Source organism: Candidatus Binatia bacterium, assembly GCA_029248525.1.
Taxonomy (GTDB): Bacteria; Desulfobacterota; Binatia; order UBA12015; family UBA12015; genus UBA12015.
In genome coordinates this window covers 1-18,623 of the sequence record JAQWJE010000053.1, presented here as the reverse complement: position 1 = coordinate 18,623, position 18,623 = coordinate 1, and the positions used below count along the sequence as shown (strand labels likewise).

The following is an 18,623-nucleotide window of genomic DNA, read 5'->3' as shown; positions in this document are numbered from 1 at the left end:
CATCTGGGTTGTGCAGGATTATCGATATTTTCCAAAGCCCGATCTCCTCTATTTTGGGATTCGAAACCAGCGCTTTGCTCTACCCTTGGCCGCAGGCCGTGAAGAAAATAGCCCATAGTCTGGCGTTCGCCAGAACAGCATTTTTCGGACCTCCGACCGAAGGCGATCGCGCGATGAACCATGCGCGAAGCAATTGTCGAGACTTGGGGATAGCTCCAAACCGAAAGTGCCAGATGTGATGCGACTCCGGACAACGAGGGCAACTCTTGCGACGACGGTGCCTTTTGCACCGCAGGCGAGACCTGTGCGGCGGGATCTTGCGTGGGCGGTGGAGCCACCGACTGCTCGGGATCGGCTGATGAATGCAACACCGGAAGCTGCAACGAAAGCACCGACAGCTGCGAGGCAACGCCGGCCGCATCCGGGACAACGTGTGGTGACACGTCGGATAATGATCAGCCAGACGGGACCACGTGCGAAGACGGCGACGATCCAGCTGATCTCGAGCAATGTAGAGGCGGTATCTGCAACCCCGACGCCGAAGACTTCATTGCAGTGTGCAATCACCCTTGCCCGTCTCGTATCCGCCTGATTCGAAACCCAGCCAAGCTCGACTACCTCTACCTGAAGGCTGGGTTCAACCCGCCTGGCGGAGCTGCGTATGATCCTGAATCCTGCGAATTCGAGATACAGATCTCCAACGCTGCCGGTGTAATTTACAGCGGCGGTCTGGCCGCCGGGGAGCTACCCCGCAAAGGCACCCGCTGGTTCTACAAGGACCGTTCCGCTCGCATTAACCCAGCCTCGAATGATGGAATCGGGCTCATTCAGATGGCGCCACGACCAGGCGGCTTCTGGCGATTCCAATTCAAGGCCTTCGCAAACCTCGACGCAGCCACCGAGTCGAATATGACGCTACGCATGACCACCTGCGGGGCCTACTACGAACTGACAACGGACTGGAAACAGCGTAGCTCCGGCTTCACCCTGGATCTGCGCAGCGCAATTCCATGACGAGGCTGACACCAGACAGATGCGAACCTGAGGCGGAACGCTAGTCTGCCTTCATGACTCGATCATAGAGAATCCAGCTGTAATCCACGCCGAACGCGGCAGCATGATAGTGGCATTCCAGACAGCTGTCGTTGGTCTGGAAATAGGTCTCCATTGTCGTGTTGGCAGCCACCTCCGGGAAGGGATCTCCGGCAAATGACGGTTGAAACGAGGGCGGACTGAAGTCCGGGTCGTACGGAGTGCGTAACGACGGGTCAAGCGGCCACTGCGTCACAACCAGTTCGTAGTTTTCCCAAACTGTCCCTGCCAACAAGGCCCGGTATTTAAGATTGAGATCCTGAGTCGAGTAGCCACCATCGACGACAGGTGTCGATGGGATCGGCAGGGCACGGGTGACCTGAACGGGTTGGCGGTCGGCAATCGCGGGATAGGGGACCTCCAAAGGCAAGGGCTGGAAGTCGAAGCCGAGAGGCTGATCTCCATCCATCTGGCTTGGCGGATTGGCGGTGCCATTATTGAATGACGGATGAGCTCCGGAGACGTTGTCGACGTGCTCGAATGTTGACCAGATCCACTGCGGGAAGATTTCTGTTTTCTGCATGATGTGAATTCCGACGAGACCCATCCGCGCCGGAAAATAACGCCCCTCGGGGCCAGAAATAAACGCCTCCACGGTATAGAATCTCGAAAGATCATCGTCATCCGTCATCTGACGCCACGCAGCCTTGATCTCGAGAGCGTTCGCGTCGAACTGGATTCCCTGTGGTGGGCTGATCCCTGCGGCGATCTGCTCGGAGACGGTTTGCTCGATGGCCGCCTCGACGGTCGCCTTGTCATACCAGCCATTGCGACGGACCTGATTATATTGGATCTGGTTCACGCGGACTTCGTAACGGGCGTAGTTGCGGTTCTGGTCGGTCAAGGGGCCGCTAAACGCCTCATTTACTTCGCCGGGAAACCCGCCCTTCGTCACCATGGCGAGGACCCTACCCCCGGGGATCAAACCGGCCGGTGTCATAATGGGTTCGGTACTACTCCACTCGAGCGGGGTTGACCCGTCGGTCCGAAACAGCTCGAAACCCGCCCGATAGCTTTCCCAGACGATTGCTGAGCTTCGGCCCCCGATTTTATTCGTTTGGCGAAATTTCTTGACGCTTTTTGGCTGGAGGGGTGCGCCGCGATTCACTGGATCCGCGGGCCACGACAGTGCGATAAACGATTGCCACGAAAACGTATCGAAGAATGGCCGGGAGGCAACGGGGTCGTCCTGCAGTTCCTCAGGAGGGAGTGTCACCTCCAGTGGCAAGACGCCGGAAAGAACCGGCACAAGGCTGGCATAGGGCCCGGCTGGATCAGGCGTCCCGCTGTTGCCGCATGCCACAAAAAACGAAGTGACGAGGATTGAAAATAGATAATTTCTCAAAACGTGCTTACCTTTGGTTGATCAGCTCTCAAGAATCTCTGCCCTATATTGGGACTACAAGCAGTCGATTCTAGGCTTCTAACAGCCTTCCAGGCTCGCCTCGAATTTGACAATCCTGTCCTGGATGCCGCCGCACGCTTTCCGACGGCATCCAGTGCGGGTGGGCCTCGCCGCCTTCAGGGCCAGGACAACCGAATGCAGTTAGTCCCCGCGTCGTTCTGAGCGCAGTCCGCGACCCCGACCGTGGTGTCGGTGCTCGCCAGATCGAAAGGCGTCCCTGTGGGAATCTGCGTCACGGCGACCGGTTCATCGCCCAACAGGACGCCGTCTGCGGCCAGGCGTTGCAGGAATAGAGTTTCCGAATCACCAACAGGCTCGGCCCAGAGCACCAGAAACTCGGATCCGCTGCTGCTGACCACCGGAGAGCGAATCGTGTCGGCCTCTGCGAGCAGCAGACCTCCATCTGGGTCGAGAGCCGCCCCGCCCCCCTGCGCCGTGAATCGGAGGACGCGCAACTCGGTGAGTGGGCCGCCTCGGGTCGCAGCAGAGCCCTATGCCGCAAGGAAAGTCTCGCCAACAGTGGCGAGACCTGGCTTCGCGGACGTTTCTGCGCCCAGGGAAGTCAGGATTTCTCGAGTGTTCTCGATTCCCGGCACCGGGGTTTCGATCCAACCGGCAACGAGAACCCTTTGGGAGTCGTTGGCAGGAACAGTTGGCGCCCTCGCGAAAATTCCCCCGACGGCATTGTTGCTTCGGGCGAGAGCAGGCCAACCTTCGCTGGTTGCACTGTTTTGAAACGGATCGAGGGTCTCCCAGGGGCTTCCCGAGGAAAAACCGTCGATTTTCGCGGTGTCACAACTCGTACCGGGATCTGTCACGCCCAAGGGGCAGGAACGGCATCCCGCCGATCCGCTGACAAAAGGTCGCTCCGCGCGACCAAGGAGGAAAGCCTCATGAAAACAATCAAGCTGATCAAAACCCTGAACTTCAAACGAGCCCTCGTCGTGGCCGCTCTGTTCCTCGCGGCTCTCGGGTATGCGAAACCGGGGCAAGCCATGCCCCATATTATCGATTTTGATTTCCATTTACTTTCCGCACCGGGAGAGTGCTCCGCATCCATCTATGACGTGGCGGCGAAGCATAGTTCCTGCACGCTCAAGGCGAGGGCCAAGGCAGCCAGGAGTGGCCGCCAGCCCAACTTTTCTGCTTGCGAAGCAAAAGTTTTTCGCTGGGCGAAAAAATCCGTGAAGGCCTGCTGCAGCGTCCTCGACGGCGATCCTGCGGCGCACGAAGCCTGCCTCGAAAGCCTCGACGCCGCCATCGTGAACACCAGCGGGACCAACTATTGTCTCGAGAATTGGTGTGTCGCACCCGGCGAAGGATCCTGCGATGGCGGTGGCGACAATCACCACGAAGGCCTCGGTGGTTCGTTCAGCCCCGGCGGCGACATCCACAGCCGTCCCCGCTGAGCGGAGGGTCGGGCGGCATCGGACATTTGCCACGAGGCAATCTCGCGGGGCCGTCCGAAGCTGAAGCCCACTCATGGCAGGGGGCCACGGGTGGGGACCAGGCAGGGGGCAGCTCGAAAGAGCTGCCCCCCTCTTGTTTTGCCACGCTGGGAAACATGCGAAAGCGTGTGGGACCGGAGCGCGTTCTGATCCCGAACGCATAAGCTCTCCCGGGGCGCATCCGCTACCCCGACCCGCCCGCCGCAGAGTCCCTGGCGGGAAAAATCAACGCCGATCAAGGATCGGCGCGACTGACGGGCTCTTCCAGCGTCCCGAACAGCCAATCGTACAACATCGTCAGAGTCGCGTAGTTGCCGCGGTTCATGTTCACATGATGCGCCGCATGGAGCGAAGTCATCCGGTCAATCGTCCTGAAGGGAAAATACGGAAGATCAACGAATGTGTGATTCAGAGTGTTTACCTGCGTGAATATCAAGGTCGCGATTGCCACGGCAAAAGCATTCAGTGGGCCGCCCGAAAGTGCCGCAACGAGCGGGATCGAACCCAGAAAAAGACAGAGCCCTATAAATGTCTCGAGCGGATGCACATAGAGCGCGTCGATATAGGTCGGCTTCAGTGCGCGGTGATGGAGCGCATGAATGCGGCGCAGGAGCCTTCCGTGAAACACAAAGCGATGCGTCAGATAGTAAAGAAAGTCGAAGAGCAACAGAACGGCCGCAATTTCGACGAGACTGGCCCAAATCGGCCGGGCTTCCAGATTCACAGAAAACGGCAGGATCGCAGCGTAGAAGACAAGGTTTGTTCCCAGACCTAGCCGAGTATTGATCTCGACCGCCTCCTTGAAGGATTTGCGAGCCAACTTCGGTCGATCGGCTTCCCGATTGAGCGTGCGCATCCGCTGAACCGCCGGCACTCGCAAAAGTAATTTGCTCCCGACCGTGGTCAGCACCACCAGGGTTGCCACAAAAGCAAGAGCTGCCTGCCAGTCGTAGGTCATATCCTTTATTCTCCGCTGAGGTTCGAAAACGTGAGGACTGAATTAGCCCCAACGACGCGCTGTTCGTCAAGCCCGATCGTGCCGCCCCAGGCCTTCCAATCCCATTCCCGCCCGAGACGGAGGCGATGCCCAACGTCTACCCGTCCTCACCCTGTTGCCGCAGGGAACGATAGACGCAGACCAATGCGAGTTGACTCATTGGCCCGACAACCAACGATCCCGCGATCAAAAAAGCAACGCCGAGTACCGGTGCAGCTGGCTGACTCCACCTCGCCGTTCTTGTCCTAGGAGGCGACGCTCGCTTTGACCTGCACGGTCGAGCGGCGGTTCTCCCCGGCCCCCAGCGCCTCGTGGTAACGCTCTTCCAGCGCCGCAGTTTCCGGATCGACGGAGTCCAGCGTCCAGTCTTCCGTAGGAATGGGTTCCAAAACTTCGATGCGGACCTCACCGCGCCGCATGATGAAGCCGTCTTGGGGCAGGATCTCGCCGGCGTTGTGGATCACGATGGGGATGAGAGGTGCCCCCGTCCCGACGGCCACGTGGGCAGCGCCCTTCTTGAAGCGGCCCACCGCTTGGCCTTCGCTACGGGTGCCCTCCGGGGCGAGGGCCAGCCCCAGGCCCTGCTCGCAGGCCTCGACAGCGGGTCGCATGGCGGCCTCCGCGTCGCGGCCGCGGTCGCGCTCGACAAACACGGTGCCCACGAAAGCAAAGGCAGGCCCCAGCACGACGTTCTTGCGGATTTCGCTTTTGGCCACCGCGACAAAATCCTCCTTCAAGAGGGCGCAGACGAGAATCGGGTCGATGCCGCTCTGGTGATTGATCGTAAAAATGGCTGGCCTCACGCGAAGCCGCTCGACGCCCTCCACACGAAGGCGAATGCCCGCCGCCCGCGTGCCATGGCGGCCCCAGAGCCGGGTGGCCCGATTGAAGCCGCGCCTGCGTTCGCCCGTCACCAACGCCGTAAAAACGCCGGCCGCAAGGCCGGGGAGTATGGCGCCGACGGCCAGGACCGTCCGCACGACGTCGCCCAGGGTGGGCGCCGGAGCGCCGCGATTCTCTCTCATGGGATTGGCCATACCCTCTGGGCAAGCCAGACGGTAGGAAACATGAAGGCCGTTTTTTCCCGAGCCATCCTCCGCCTCGTGCCAACCAGCGATTCCGTCAAACGCTGCTACTTGGTCCGCACCTCGTGACCGCGATCGCGAAGTGCATCGAGGGCCGCCGGCAGGCGCCGCGTGCCGATCAAGGAATCTCCGAAGAACAAGTCGACCAGCTCGGCAGTTTCGTCAATACGTTGCGGAAAGGGAACGGTCCCAGCGGCTTCAACGTGGGTCACATGGTCATATCCCTCCATGATCGCCAGCACGTGGTCCCCTTCAATGGTTGCAAAATACTCTTCCATCGCCGCCGGCGGGATCAGGAAGTCGTCCGTTCCGACCGAGAGAAACGTCGGGCTCGGCTCCTCGAGGCTCGAGCTTCCAAAAACACCCATCAACATCGTCGCCGGAGCGACAAGAAAGTTCGCTCCGATACGCTCATCCCGGCAACAGGGATGCCGATCCAGAGCCGTTGTCGTCGCTCCGCCGAGAGAGTGTCCGAGCACGCCGACCCTTGCACCATCGATGCGCCCTTCAAGCGGATCACCGCTCTGGCTAGCTGCTGCGAGCAACTGATCGATGAGGAACGATACATCTCCCGGTTGCGAAACCAGGTCCCCAATCGCCTGACTATACCCTCCCGGTGCCTGGTCATTCGTCAGCGGGAACCAGATTGCTGCCACGACCCAACCCTGCGCTGCGAGCTGTCGTGCGAGAATCTCGAACCGATCCGGATTCCCTCCGAATCCGTGCGCAAGCACCACCAAGCCACAGCCTGAGCCGCCACAGGGCACAGCAGCAAGGGACGTCGGTGCGTACCAGAGATTCGTCCGCACCGTGCGGCTCTCGGCTCCTGCGTAATCGCCATTCGCCGGCGTTCTGCGACTGGAATCTTCGAAGGTGCGGGACTCCGCGAGGACCTGCGCTGGGTCGACCTCGGAGGGGCCGGAAGAGGACTCACCGCAGCCAACTCCCATGACAGCCAGGAGGGCGGGAAGTATGGCTCCCAACCATCTTCGATCTGGAAAACGCTTCGCACGCGGCCCCGCCATCGCGGGGCGCAGGGGAACTGATGTCGTAAGTCGCATGCCCTATATCTCTTCATGACTCGACCCAGCTGTCAATTCCGTACCCGACGTTAGGAAACAGGAAGGCCCAAACCCGCTGCATCTCGCCAAACCAAGAGAATTCCGACGCAGCCGCACACACTCCCGCCTGCGCCAGTTAGCCGCAGCTCTGGGCAGGCGCAGAAATTCTCGAAGAAATCGCCAATGTGGCCACGAGGCGCCCGGGCCAGTGCGTTCGTACCGCCCATCGCCTTACGTCAGATCCTTTTGCATGACACGCCTCGTTTCTCCGAGATCTTGCATGCGTTTATTTTGGATAGTCCTGATCGCGGGCCTGGCGAATCTTGGTAATCTATTGTCCTCCGTCACGGCCCAAGCAAACTCTTCCAACAAACTTGGTTACAGTCCTATTTTTTCTTCGGGCTGTACCGTGGAAGAAGCTGGTAGCGCCTCAGAGCCCTCTACCATTCCGGTCACGATCGGCGGCAAGGTCTTTCGCCTGGTGCCAGATACCGGCAGCTCAAATCTCATCGTCGGTTCCAGCAAGTGCGAGGCGGAGTGCGAACTGAAGACGGTCTACCGCGGCCGGTTGATTCCACAGCCGACAGTCCCCATGAGGTTCGCTACCGGAGGCATGGTGAATCAATATGCCATTGATGAAATCGGCATCGGCGGCTTGGCCGTAACAAAGCCGTTTTTGGCATCCGTCAAAAATCTCAAGATCGGGGGAGCTTACGCGTATCCCCCCAAAGGAAGCTCTTGCTACCAGACGCGCGATGGGGTCATTGGACTATCCAAGGACTCGCGCAGATCGGCATCGCGCCCAAACCAGGTGGCGGAGGAACCATTCTTGGCGCCCGGGTCCTGAAGACAATGCGGGCGGACAACGCCGCGGCCGCACCGGACCGTGCCGATAGCCTGCCGATGCTCCTCGGCCGGGATCTGTCCTGCCTCGCGGTAAGGGCGATCGGTAAACCAGCCCGTCTGTGGACTGATGCCCGTGAGCGTCAGCGTCGAGTCGGTGAGGGTCGCACCGCTTGAGGTCTCGACAAAGAGACGCTCCGGTCCCTTGTTGTTCGAGTCGCCACAGGAAGCGGCGAGGAGCATGACGGCGGCGAGCAAATAGAAGGGTGCTTTGATTCTAGGAGTTCCCTCAAAGTCTGCGGGGGTTTGCAAACGCACAAACGCCGCGCCAGCCCGCTGCATGAGCAGGCCGCACGCGGGGCGACTGGCTTGTCCGAGAATATTCTCGCCGAAGGGTCAAGCCCACTCTGCTACTGCGCGTCCGACCCGATACACACCCCAGCACACCCATAGCCACAGACAGACCCGCAACACTCTTCCGAATTGGGATTCCACGCCCAGTCAATAGACGCGCAATAGGCCTGCAAGTCCGAGGTGGAACCTGTGCCTAGGCTGCCTTCTGCGCCAGCCGTACCATCTGCCACCAAATCGCTTGCGGCCACCAGAAAGGCAATTACGTTCGCAGCATTGCCATAGGCGGAGCATTTATCGTCTCCTGCGTCCGGATACTTACCTTCGAGCGCGACGAAAGAGGCGTTGATTTTCGCGTCGCACTTGTTCTCCATTGAGGCCTTCTTCTCGGCGCTGAGCTTGTCGCCCTTCTTGAGCGCGATGGAGTCCACCTTGATGCGGCACTGCGAAAACTTCGCGGCGGCCAGCAACTTGCCGGAGTCGCATTTTGTCTGGTTGGAGAGGCCCGCATCAGCCGGCGTAGCGGTGAACGAGAAAGCCAGCGCGATGGCCAGAGTGAGGATTGTGGTTTTCATGGGATCTGCTCCGTTCGTGGTTCGTGGAGTACAAATGGTACCTTTGGATAACCGCGACGGTCAACACAGCGGTTTGGAAGCCGCCGCACCCGCAAAATTGGCCTCGGTTGGCGTTTGCTGATCTCTCCAGCCTGCCCCGATTTGCGGGCGACTACTGCAATCCCCGCCCCGCGAACACCGACGCCGCGATCGCCGCTTGATCCTCTGCCGACTCCGCGACGAGAACCATGTCGGCAAACCCTAGCTCGTCCAGGGTGAGCGAGAGGCCGGTGACCGCCACGCAAAGCTCGCCGAAGGTGACGCCCGCCGCCTGCTGGTAGCTCGCCTCGTCGCGAGGATCGCGTCGGCGCTCGACGATAGCCCGCATCTTGAACGCCTCGGCTCGCGCCTTCGATAGCGAGCCGCTGGTCTGAAGCGCCATCGCCCCGGCCTCGCCTGCTCGCATCCATCGGGACTGATAGTAGCGCCTCCCGCGTGGCGTGACCTTAATGCGCAGACCTCGCACCTCAGAGTCTGATCGCCAGACGGCTCGCCGCTTAGTCGCAGCCTCCCGCCCCATCCGCTCCACCTCTGCCTCCGTCAACTTCGCCACGACGCAGCGATACAAGGTTTCGCCGAGCAGAACCAAAACAGAGCCAAATTCAGGCCAGAAAATCGGCGACCAGGCGAGACGGGCCAGCGTGGGAAAAAGAAAAACCCCCGGAAAACCCCTGCAAATAAGGGGTCTACCGGAGGCTTTTCAAACGCGCCCTGAGAGATTCGAACTCCCGGCCTTCTGATCCGTAGTCAGACGCTCTATCCAGCTGAGCTAAGGGCGCAATTCAGCGAGAAACATGGATGTAGTCTTCCGAGAGACCTATGTAAAGGCCGGAGAACCTGGTTCGTTCCAAACCCGACGAGACCACTGGGCACGTTGGCCGATCGGATTCAGACCTGGCGGAACCGAGGTCGCCAAGGGCCACATTCCGTCAATACATCAGGCTCGGTTACGGCGGGCCTCGATGAAGCTCCTGACCATCGTGACCAGAGCGATGGCCGTAAAGACCATCATGACCACCACTCGACTGATCGCAGCAAAATCGCCACGAGCGATAGTCCCGCGCAGCGGCATAATCAGCGCCACGAGAACTACCAGCGTCAGGCCGGCTGCGGCATGCGCGACCACCTTATTCTCCGACTTCAGGCCACTGTAACAAGCCAACAAGGCAACCCCGAAAGCGGCAGGAATCAAGGCGGTCGGCGACGGAGATTCCGACGCGAGATAGCCCCACCCCGAGAGTAAGATGAGAATCAACCCGTTAATCAAACTTGCTGTATACGGTTTCATAAATCGCTCCATTCGTTAAAAGCCCAGCCTAACAAAGGGCTCTTGAGAAAACGAAGAAATAACCGAGCCACCGCCTTCGCCCAACTACTCTCTTGTTCTGCGATGCCATAACGACCGGATTAGATCAGATTGGAATCTCATCGAGTCGTCGACGGGCGGCTCCTATTTCGCCAGAATTCGTAACGCGAAGTCGACTTCGTTCTCGCCGCGGAAGTCCTCGATGCCCAAAGCGGGCGCGTAGAGAGTGTACTCGATCCCGACCCGGCTGGCTTTGTCCGCGATCGTGGTCGCGTGTCTTGGGTGGTGCAAGATGAGGTCCCAATTGGACGGCAATCGATTCGGTCGGTCCTGGTTTCGGATGAAGAGGGCGGGGTCGTCCGCTGTCATAAGCGGGATCATGTCAACGTCGCGCCGGTAAGCGCGGGTTTCGGACGAACCAAGGTCGTCGAGGTCGGAGATGCCGTAGAAATCCAGGATTTTGTCCTCGAGTTCGGGACAACGCGATCCCCCCCGAAAGCAAGCGCCGCTTCCATAAAATACATCTTCGCTCCAACGGTCCACGTCGAAGCTAGCCTGCGTCTCGCGCAGGATCGCGCCCTGCACTCGCGTCGACTGCCGCAGGACCGGATCGGTGCTGAAAGGCTCCGCGCGGTCGTCGCTCACGGCAATCCAGAGGCTCATGCCGGCGCCAACCGAATCACCCAGAAGCACGATGCGAGCGGCGTCGATACCTAGCTTCTCGGCATGGAGGCGTATGAATTGAACAGAGCGCGCCCCGTCCCCCAAAGGGGTTCGGAGGCCCAATGCCTCGGACCTGTTCAGAAACCGGTAGTCGACGCTCGCGACCGCGACGTCCGCATCGATCAGTCTCTTGATCTGGGGAGCCGAGTCCTCGGACCACGCAACCGACCGAGAGCCACCGGTGAAATCGCCACCATGAAAGTAGATCACCAGAGGGGCCGCATAAGGATTTTTCGGCAATAGTATATCGAAGAGGTTTTTCTCGACGGACGGGCCATAGGCGATCGCTTCATGAAAGCTCGCATCGAGTTCCGACAGTGCTTCCGGGAGGGGTGTCGGCTCGGTCAGGACCGTCCCTGAGCTGGAACCCCCGCAGCCGGCGATCAGCAGGATGCTACACGCAATCAGGAACGCGGCATTACGGCCGCGTTTGCCCCGACCCCCAACATCGTTGCTCTCCATCTTGTTGATCATGCCGCGCTGCGCGATTCGTTGCAAAACATTTGGTTGCACCACCCCGCCAACACATAGCCTTTGAGGAGATAGCATGCAGCCCTGCAGGCGTTTCGCGCATGAGAAAATTGGCCTTATACACGTGAATCAAAAAGGCTACCCGGAATGCCTGGTCGACAATCGCAGCCCTTGGGGATGCTCCACAGATAAAGGCACCCAATTCATCTGGGAGTTCCTGAACAAGAATCACGAATCGCCATAATCATCCAAGGAATTACAGACCGTGGCCTACCGCTTGATGCGGCCAGTGACCAAGCCGCCAAACGCTTCATCGATCTACAGCGGTATCGGGACAACCTGTTCGGAGAGACGTTCCAGTACTTCATGCATCATGCATCCGGCAGCGGCGAACGGCATCAGCGGATGACTCGAAACCAGCAACGGTGTGCGAAAACTACTTCTTCAGGGCCTTGAAGACACCATCCTTATCTCTCAGGACCATGTCCAGAACCATCGTGAAGCAGGTCGCGGCTGCACCGGCAGAAGACTGTTCGGTCCGGCGCAGCTGCGTCGCAACACTCTTCGAACTCGTTGTATACCCACATCATGTAACTCGTGCCGCCCAATAGCTGCACATCGCGCCAATCGCGCAGTTGTAGCTCGTCGCCACAGCTACGTCTGCGAATCACTTCACCTGAGCGCTGCGCATCCACACGAATATTCGCAGTCCCAAATGCCACGACATCGCAATCTCACCCGCGCCAGTTGGCATTTCCATGATCGAGTCGGTATTCATCACCGGGGCCCTTTTTTCGCGGAAGGCGCTCTATTCGTCTATCCCGATTCTGCCAAAAGTCAGCATTGCCCGCCCGTCCTGCCCGTGGCGGCGACGCCAAGCGGCCCCCTCAGGACTCGCCTGAAGAAAAGAGAGCACCATGAGCCTTTACGAAAGCTACCTCGCAGAAATTGCAGACCGAAAAAACGATGAACTCCACGCGAAACCGATCGACGGAGCCGATCTGGTCGGCGAACTCATCGGGCTGATCAAGGACCCCCTGAGCGCTCATCGAACGGAGGCGCTCCGCTTCTTTATCTACAACACGCTGCCCGGAACCACGAGCGCGGCCGGCGCCAAGGCGGCCTTCCTCAAGGAGATCATCCTCGGCGAAGCCAAGGTCGAAGAGATCGACGCCGCCTCCGCCTTTGAACAGCTCTCCCACATGAAAGGCGGCCCCTCCATCGCCGTTCTCCTCGACCTCGCGCTCGGCGGCGATGAGGAGGTCTCCAAAGCCGCCGCGGATGTGTTGAAGACTCAGGTCTTCCTCTACGACGCCGACACCCAGCGTCTCAAGGAGGCCCATCAGGCAGGCAACCCGATCGCCACGGGCATCCTCGAGAGCTACGCCAAGGCCGAGTTCTTCACCAAGCTCCCCGACATCCCCGAGACCATCGAACTTGTGACTTACGTCGCCGGCATCGGCGACATCTCGACCGACCTGCTCTCTCCCGGCAGCGACGCTCATTCCCGTTCCGATCGCGAGCTCCACGGGAAGTGTTTGATCAGCGAAGACGCTCAGAGAGAGCTAGTCGGGCTGAAGGAGGAGCACCCTGACAAGCGGGTGATGCTCATCGCCGAGAAGGGGACCATGGGCGTCGGCTCTTCCCGGATGTCCGGCGTAAACAACGTCGCGCTCTGGATTGGCGAGCAGGCCAGCCCCTACGTTCCATTCATCAACATCGCTCCGGTCGTCGCGGGCACCAACGGCATCTCCCCGATCTTCATGACGACTGTCGGTGTGACAGGCGGGATCGGGCTCGACCTCAACAACTGGGTCAAGAAGCAGGACGCTGACGGGAATATCATCCGCGGTGAAGACGGCGATCCCGTGCTCGAGCAGACATATTCCGTCGACACTGGAACCGTTCTCACCATCAACACCCAAGAAAAGAAGCTCTATAAGGATGGCGAAGAGCTGATCGACGTCTCCAGCGCCTTCACTCCCCAGCAGGTGGAGTTCATGAAGGCGGGAGGATCCTACTCGGTGGTGTTCGGAAAGAAGCTGCAGACCTTCGCAGCCAGGACACTCGGGATCGAAGCTCCGGAGGTCTACGCCCGCTCGCAAGAGATCTCCCACGAGGGGCAAGGCCTTACCGCGGTCGAGAAGATCTTCAACGAGAACGCGGTCGGCACCACCCCCGGTAAGATTCTTCACTGCGGCTCCGATGTCCGGGTCGAGGTCAATATCGTCGGCTCGCAGGACACCACGGGCCTGATGACCTCTCAGGAGCTCGAGATGATGGCTGCGACGGTCATCTCGCCGATCATCGATGGCGCCTACCAGTCCGGTTGCCACACCGCCTCCGTGTGGGACAAAAAAGCCGAGGCGAATATCCCCAAGCTCATGACGTTCATGAAGAAATTCGGACTCATCACGGCGCGGGACCCCGAGGGCTCCTACCCCGCGATGACCGACGTCATTCACAAGGTGCTCAACGACCTCACTGTGGACGATTGGGCGATCATCATCGGTGGCGATTCCCACACCCGCATGTCCAAGGGCGTCGCCTTCGGAGCCGACTCCGGCACGGTGGCGCTCGCGCTCGCCACAGGCGAAGCCTCCATGCCCATTCCCGAGTCCGTGAAGGTCACCTTCAAGGGAAAAATGGCCGACCACATGGACTTCCGTGATGTTGTTCACGCAACACAGCAGCAGATGCTCGCGCAGTTCGGTGGCGACAACGTCTTCCAGGGGCGGATCATCGAGGTTCATATCGGCACGCTCGAGGCCGACCAGGCCTTCACCTTCACTGACTGGACAGCGGAAATGAAAGCCAAGGCTTCCATTTGCATCTCGGAGGGCGAGACCCTGATCAAGTCGCTCGAGATCGCCAAGAGCCGTATCCAGATCATGGTCGACAAGGGCATGGACAACGAAAAGAAAGTGCTGAAGGGCCTCATCGACCATGCGGACAGACGCATCGCCGAGATCCACGCAGGCGACAAGCCCGCCCTCGCGCCCGATGGCGGTGCCAAGTATTACGCGGAGTTCACTGTCGACCTCGACAAGATCGATGAACCCATGATCGCGGACCCCGATGTCTACAACGAGGACGCCTCCAAACGTTACACCCACGACACTATCCGCGACCTCACCTACTACAAGGGTGAAAAGGCGGTAGATCTCGGCTTCATCGGCTCGTGCATGGTCCACAAGGGCGACATGAAGATCCTGTCGCATATGCTCAAGAACCTTAAAGAACAGCACGGCAGCGTCGAGTTCAAAGCGCCTCTGGTCGTCGCCCCGCCGACGTATAATATCGTCGATGAGCTCAAGGCCGAAGGCGACTGGGATGTCCTGCAAGAGTACGCCGGCTTTGTCTTCGACGACACGGCCCCAAAAAACATTGCCCGCACCGATTACGAGAATCAACTCTACCTCGAACGCCCGGGCTGCAATCTCTGCATGGGCAACCAGGAGAAAGCGGCGAAGGGTGATACCGTCATGGCAACCTCAACTCGCCTCTTTCAGGGACGCGTCGTCGCCGACGCGACAGACAAGAAGGGCGAGTCTCTCCTCGCGTCAACACCTGTCGTCGTGCTCTCCTCGATCCTGGGTCGCACCCCCACCCTCGACGAGTACAAGGCTGCCGTCAGTGGAATCAAGCTCACTGAATTCGCGCCCCCGAGCAAAGACCTGAGCGCACCGCCGAGCTAGGCACCGCGCCCTTGCCCGGCGTCGTTTCCGTCTAGCGCAAGAGCGAAACCGATGAGGCAACCGGCTGCCTGACCGCAAAAACCTTGCCAGCCGCCATGTCCGAGGCCCACCCCCTAAACCCACAAGACTTGCCGACCACCAGACCAACAGCATATGACCTGCCTATGAAGAGAGTCCTCGCCCCCATCGCAATTATATCCATTTTCTCTGCGGCCTGCGGGGGAAGCTCCCAAACTGTAGTGCCCGTCGAGATCGAGACCGACCGCGATTGCGAGTTTCTCGACCCTCAGCATTGCCTCACCCCCTTTCCCAGTGATGTCTTTACCCGCGAGGACGATGCCACGGTGACCGGACGACGCGTGGACTTCGGCCCCGAGGTACTCCTGCGCAATAGCGAGGGCATTCGGATGGACCCTGCCGAATGGAATCGCAACGACGGTTTCAGCCCGGGAGGATTGATGATCACGATGTTCCCGGGCCTCGATGCCGAAACCTCGGATCTGCCGCCCGTGACCGATATTGCTCGCAGTCTGGACACGGACGCGAGCATCGTGCTGATCGATACGAATACGGGGGAACGGGTTCCCTTCTGGTCCGAACTTGATGCCTCCTTCCCCGAAGGCGAGGATCCGGCTCTATTGATCCGACCGGCCCGCTCGCTGCGTGCCGGACATCGGCACGTCGTGGGGATTCGTAACCTGCGCAACGCCGCAGGCGAGTTGCTGGAACCGTCGATCATCTTTGCCGCCTACCGCGACGGAGTCCGCACGGACGCGCCGCGGGTCGAGGCCCGTCGGCAGGCCATGGAAAGGATATTCGAGGACCTCGAGTCGGCCGGCGTGCCACGGGACACCCTGCAGCTCGCTTGGGCCCATACCGTCCGAAGTCAGGATTCGCTGGCACGCAGGCTCCTCCACATACGGGACGATGCCTTCGCGATGCTCGCCGATGATTCGCCCGAATTCACCATCGATTCGGTCTCCGACGGCGGGCTGGTCCAGATCGTGCGCGGAACATTCCGAGTCCCCTTATACCTGACGGGCGACGGCGGTCCGGGCAACGTGTTCCATGACGAGGGGGGGGACTCCCTCCCCCAACAGAATCCGGAAGTTCCCTATCGGGAAGCCAACTTTGTCTGCACCGTTCCCAAGATGGCCACACCCGAGAATCCCGCCCGCCAGTTTGTGTTTGGCCATGGACTGCTGGGCGAAGCATCCCAGACGGCCGGGCTCGGTAGTCTCGGCGGCAGCATCAATATTGCTTTTTGCGGCGCGGACTGGATCGGGATGTCAACCGAGGATGTCCCGACCGTGACCCAGATCCTCGGGCAACTCGGACGGTTCCGCGAACAAGCCGATCGCCTCCAGCAGGGACAGCTCGAATTTCTATTCCTGGGCCGCCTGATGCTCCATCCGGCGGGCCTCGGCAGCCATCCAGCCTTCCGCAATGGAGGCAACGCCTCGGTCCTGAGAAAAGACGACTTGTTCTTCCTCGGAGCCAGTCAGGGCGGCATTCTCGGTGGTGCCACGACCGCAATCGCGCAGGATTGGACGCGTGCCGTGATGGCGGTGGGCGCTGCTCAATATGGCTTGCTCATCCCGCGCAGCATCGACTTTGACGCTTTCGCGAGCTTCATGTCTGAGGCATACCCCGCAGCACTGGAGCGAAAAATTGGCTTCGGACTCATGCAGATGCTTTGGGACCCCGCGGAGGCCAATGGGCACCTCGAGCGACTCGGCCCCGACAGCTACCCGGACACGCCGGAGCACAACATCCTCTACCTGGAGGCATTTGGCGACCACCAAGTGGCCAATGTCGGGACTGAATATGCGGCCCGATCGATCGGTGCTCGCCTCCGCGCGCCAGCTTTGCGGGAAGGGCGCGGCACTGCCGTCGAAGAGTTCTGGGGAATCGAGCCGATCGAGACCTACCCCTATAGCGGGCATGCACTTCTGGTCTGGGACTTCGGCACACCGCCCCCCCCGATCGAGAACCTTGCACCCCGGGATGGGGAAGATCCTCACGGGAAACCTTCCGAAGTCCCAGCGATCCTGATTGCCGTAACCGAATACTTACGCTCAGAAGGCGGGTTGATCGACATCTGCGGCGGCGAGCCCTGCGTGACCGAATGAACGCAGTTCGATGAGCAGGCCGCACGCGGCGCTTGGAGACAGCGAGTTGTGTTCGTCGTCGTTTTTCAAACGGCCCGCAGGTGCGGGACGGGCGCGGTGCGATTGGTTACCCGCACATAATCTGTCCAACGAGTTTTGCTGATTGGGAACGGTCAAGAAAAGACACAGTCCGCTGGGTTTGCCAGATTGTCGCATTGACCGTACGGACCACACAGGTCGTTCACGGAACCCCCTTCCGAAAAACCACTAATTGAGCCTGCGAAAAAAACAAAATCACTCTCGGCGTGTGACTGTAGCTCCCTCCAAATTTTATCGTTGCAACTCTTTGAAACGGCGGTGTCACCAAAATAATAGTTGGTATAGTACCTCAGGTCTTGGGGGTATTTCTCGGCAAAAAAACTGCATATCGCGCCAAGCGCGCAGTCATAGTTCGAGGACGCCGTACACGCGTCGTTCTCCCACGTCCCGCCCGCAGCCTCGCAAACCGCTGGGTTGTCCGAGGTGATATCAGCCGCCGTTCCCGCCAAGGCGGCTTCCTGCTCTGCCGTCAGAGATCCGTCGCCGGAGGCTAGCCACTGCAGGGCTTGGTCCGCGTCGGCGGTATCGGTATCAATTCCGCAGTCAGCAGCACGGACGCCCAGCTTGGTGACAACCTTGGCCGTTGCTTTCTCGAGCGATGCGGTGCGCCTGGAACCGCAGATGCCCTTGGCCGCTTTGCCCTTCTCGACCAGAACCTTGTCCAGTTCGAGACATTTGGCGTAGTTCATCTTGATCTTGGCGTTGTAGACTCGGCATTTGGCTAGAACGTCGAGTGCATCAGCCGGGGTCGCGGTGAACGAGAATGCCAGCGCGACGGCCAGGGTGAGGATTGTGGTTTTCATGGGACCTGCTTCAGTTTGGTGTTTAATGTCGATTGCAAAAAAGGTTACGGCGGAAAATAACCTACGTCAATATTGGATTTTTCAAACATTGACGTTCGCCGCGTGACGTTTCGCCCATGAGAAAATAGGTTTCATGCAGCTAAATCGAACGGAGCAGGCACTGCCCCATCCTGCACGCGACGCGTACTGCCCGAAAGCTCCGCGGAGGCTGATCGCGGCCGATTTCCGCGCGCTGGGACGGCCTACGAAACCGTACTCTGCCCGGACCGACCGGCAGCGATTCTCGCGGGGAATCAAAGCGTTGCCGCCTTCTTGCGGTAGCAGCCTCCCTACCCCTCTTCTACCTGCTTTCTTGAGAGCAGGCTTTGTCCAATCGTTCGGGAGTCTCATGCAGATGCCCAACGCTACCCCATCCTGACTCGCCACCGAAGAGAGGGAGGGCCGCATTGGGCCCCCACCTCCCAACAATGGTCGAGACCGCGTTAGCGGCAGAGCAACGCGGTGCCACTTCCGTTG

At 59.8% G+C, this 18,623-nt stretch carries 15 protein-coding genes and 1 tRNA gene; 4 read left to right on the top strand and 12 right to left on the bottom strand.

What is annotated here, in order from left to right; genetic code table 11:
* Positions 1-321: 321 nt before the first annotated feature.
* Entirely contained in the window at positions 322-1,014 is a 693-nt protein-coding gene (locus tag P8K07_17595; protein MDG1960337.1) for a hypothetical protein, read from the top strand.
* A 40-nt stretch (positions 1,015-1,054) separates the two neighbouring features.
* Here the strand turns inward: P8K07_17595 and P8K07_17590 are convergent, their stop codons facing one another.
* A complete protein-coding gene (locus P8K07_17590; GenBank protein MDG1960336.1) occupies positions 1,055-2,437 on the bottom strand; it encodes a hypothetical protein in 1,383 nt (460 codons plus the stop codon).
* A gap of 176 nt (positions 2,438-2,613) precedes the next feature.
* On the bottom strand, positions 2,614-2,952 hold the full coding sequence (locus tag P8K07_17585; GenBank protein ID MDG1960335.1) for a hypothetical protein: 339 nt from the start codon (positions 2,950-2,952) through the stop codon (positions 2,614-2,616).
* A 438-nt stretch (positions 2,953-3,390) separates the two neighbouring features.
* On the opposite strand from P8K07_17585, the gene P8K07_17580 reads away from it, so the two are divergent.
* Complete coding sequence (locus P8K07_17580) at positions 3,391-3,906, top strand: hypothetical protein (GenBank protein MDG1960334.1); 516 nt, start codon at positions 3,391-3,393, stop codon at positions 3,904-3,906.
* Between the two features lie 274 nt (positions 3,907-4,180).
* On the opposite strand, the gene P8K07_17575 is transcribed toward P8K07_17580, so the two are convergent.
* The 9 genes from P8K07_17575 to P8K07_17535 all read right to left on the bottom strand — a co-directional run bounded on the left by P8K07_17575 (position 4,181) and on the right by P8K07_17535 (position 11,441).
* A complete protein-coding gene (locus tag P8K07_17575) occupies positions 4,181-4,903 on the bottom strand; it encodes a sterol desaturase family protein (protein ID MDG1960333.1) in 723 nt (240 codons plus the stop codon).
* A gap of 284 nt (positions 4,904-5,187) precedes the next feature.
* Positions 5,188-5,967 carry a lysophospholipid acyltransferase family protein gene (locus tag P8K07_17570; GenBank protein ID MDG1960332.1) on the bottom strand — a complete coding sequence of 260 codons (780 nt, stop codon included), beginning with the start codon at positions 5,965-5,967 and terminating at the stop codon, positions 5,188-5,190.
* Positions 5,968-6,074: 107 nt separating this feature from the next.
* Complete coding sequence (locus P8K07_17565; GenBank protein ID MDG1960331.1) at positions 6,075-7,088, bottom strand: hypothetical protein; 1,014 nt, start codon at positions 7,086-7,088, stop codon at positions 6,075-6,077.
* Positions 7,089-7,829: 741 nt separating this feature from the next.
* Positions 7,830-8,273 (bottom strand): hypothetical protein, encoded by a 444-nt coding sequence (locus P8K07_17560; GenBank protein ID MDG1960330.1) that lies wholly within the window; start codon positions 8,271-8,273, stop codon positions 7,830-7,832.
* 68 nt (positions 8,274-8,341) lie between these two features.
* Positions 8,342-8,857 carry a hypothetical protein gene (locus tag P8K07_17555; protein ID MDG1960329.1) on the bottom strand — a complete coding sequence of 172 codons (516 nt, stop codon included), beginning with the start codon at positions 8,855-8,857 and terminating at the stop codon, positions 8,342-8,344.
* Positions 8,858-9,008: 151 nt separating this feature from the next.
* Positions 9,009-9,416, bottom strand: a complete 408-nt coding sequence (locus P8K07_17550) for an integrase arm-type DNA-binding domain-containing protein (GenBank protein ID MDG1960328.1) — start codon at positions 9,414-9,416, stop codon at positions 9,009-9,011.
* A 185-nt stretch (positions 9,417-9,601) separates the two neighbouring features.
* Positions 9,602-9,675, bottom strand: a tRNA-Arg gene (locus P8K07_17545).
* A 158-nt stretch (positions 9,676-9,833) separates the two neighbouring features.
* Complete coding sequence (locus tag P8K07_17540) at positions 9,834-10,184, bottom strand: hypothetical protein (protein MDG1960327.1); 351 nt, start codon at positions 10,182-10,184, stop codon at positions 9,834-9,836.
* A 162-nt stretch (positions 10,185-10,346) separates the two neighbouring features.
* Complete coding sequence (locus P8K07_17535) at positions 10,347-11,441, bottom strand: alpha/beta hydrolase (protein MDG1960326.1); 1,095 nt, start codon at positions 11,439-11,441, stop codon at positions 10,347-10,349.
* An 872-nt stretch (positions 11,442-12,313) separates the two neighbouring features.
* Here P8K07_17535 and P8K07_17530 point away from each other — a divergent pair.
* A complete protein-coding gene (locus P8K07_17530; protein ID MDG1960325.1) occupies positions 12,314-15,094 on the top strand; it encodes a bifunctional aconitate hydratase 2/2-methylisocitrate dehydratase in 2,781 nt (926 codons plus the stop codon).
* A 239-nt stretch (positions 15,095-15,333) separates the two neighbouring features.
* On the top strand, positions 15,334-17,226 hold the full coding sequence (locus P8K07_17525; GenBank protein ID MDG1960324.1) for a hypothetical protein: 1,893 nt from the start codon (positions 15,334-15,336) through the stop codon (positions 17,224-17,226).
* A gap of 152 nt (positions 17,227-17,378) precedes the next feature.
* Here P8K07_17525 and P8K07_17520 read toward each other — a convergent pair whose 3' ends face one another.
* Positions 17,379-18,107 (bottom strand): hypothetical protein, encoded by a 729-nt coding sequence (locus P8K07_17520; GenBank protein ID MDG1960323.1) that lies wholly within the window; start codon positions 18,105-18,107, stop codon positions 17,379-17,381.
* Positions 18,108-18,623: the final 516 nt, after the last annotated feature.

Bases quoted from the DNA above. Each gene is read 5' to 3' on its own strand.
- P8K07_17560 (MDG1960330.1), bottom strand. From the start codon at position 8,273: ATGCAGCGGGCTGGCGCGGCGTTTGTGCGTTTGCAAACCCCCGCAGAC.
- P8K07_17555 (MDG1960329.1), bottom strand. From the start codon at position 8,857: ATGAAAACCACAATCCTCACTCTGGCCATCGCGCTGGCTTTCTCGTTC.
- P8K07_17580 (MDG1960334.1), top strand. From the start codon at position 3,391: ATGAAAACAATCAAGCTGATCAAAACCCTGAACTTCAAACGAGCCCTC.
- P8K07_17550 (MDG1960328.1), bottom strand. From the start codon at position 9,416: ATGGGGCGGGAGGCTGCGACTAAGCGGCGAGCCGTCTGGCGATCAGAC.
- P8K07_17540 (MDG1960327.1), bottom strand. From the start codon at position 10,184: ATGAAACCGTATACAGCAAGTTTGATTAACGGGTTGATTCTCATCTTA.
- P8K07_17520 (MDG1960323.1), bottom strand. From the start codon at position 18,107: ATGAAAACCACAATCCTCACCCTGGCCGTCGCGCTGGCATTCTCGTTC.
- P8K07_17530 (MDG1960325.1), top strand. From the start codon at position 12,314: ATGAGCCTTTACGAAAGCTACCTCGCAGAAATTGCAGACCGAAAAAAC.
- P8K07_17570 (MDG1960332.1), bottom strand. From the start codon at position 5,967: ATGAGAGAGAATCGCGGCGCTCCGGCGCCCACCCTGGGCGACGTCGTG.
- P8K07_17565 (MDG1960331.1), bottom strand. From the start codon at position 7,088: ATGCGACTTACGACATCAGTTCCCCTGCGCCCCGCGATGGCGGGGCCG.
- P8K07_17575 (MDG1960333.1), bottom strand. From the start codon at position 4,903: ATGACCTACGACTGGCAGGCAGCTCTTGCTTTTGTGGCAACCCTGGTG.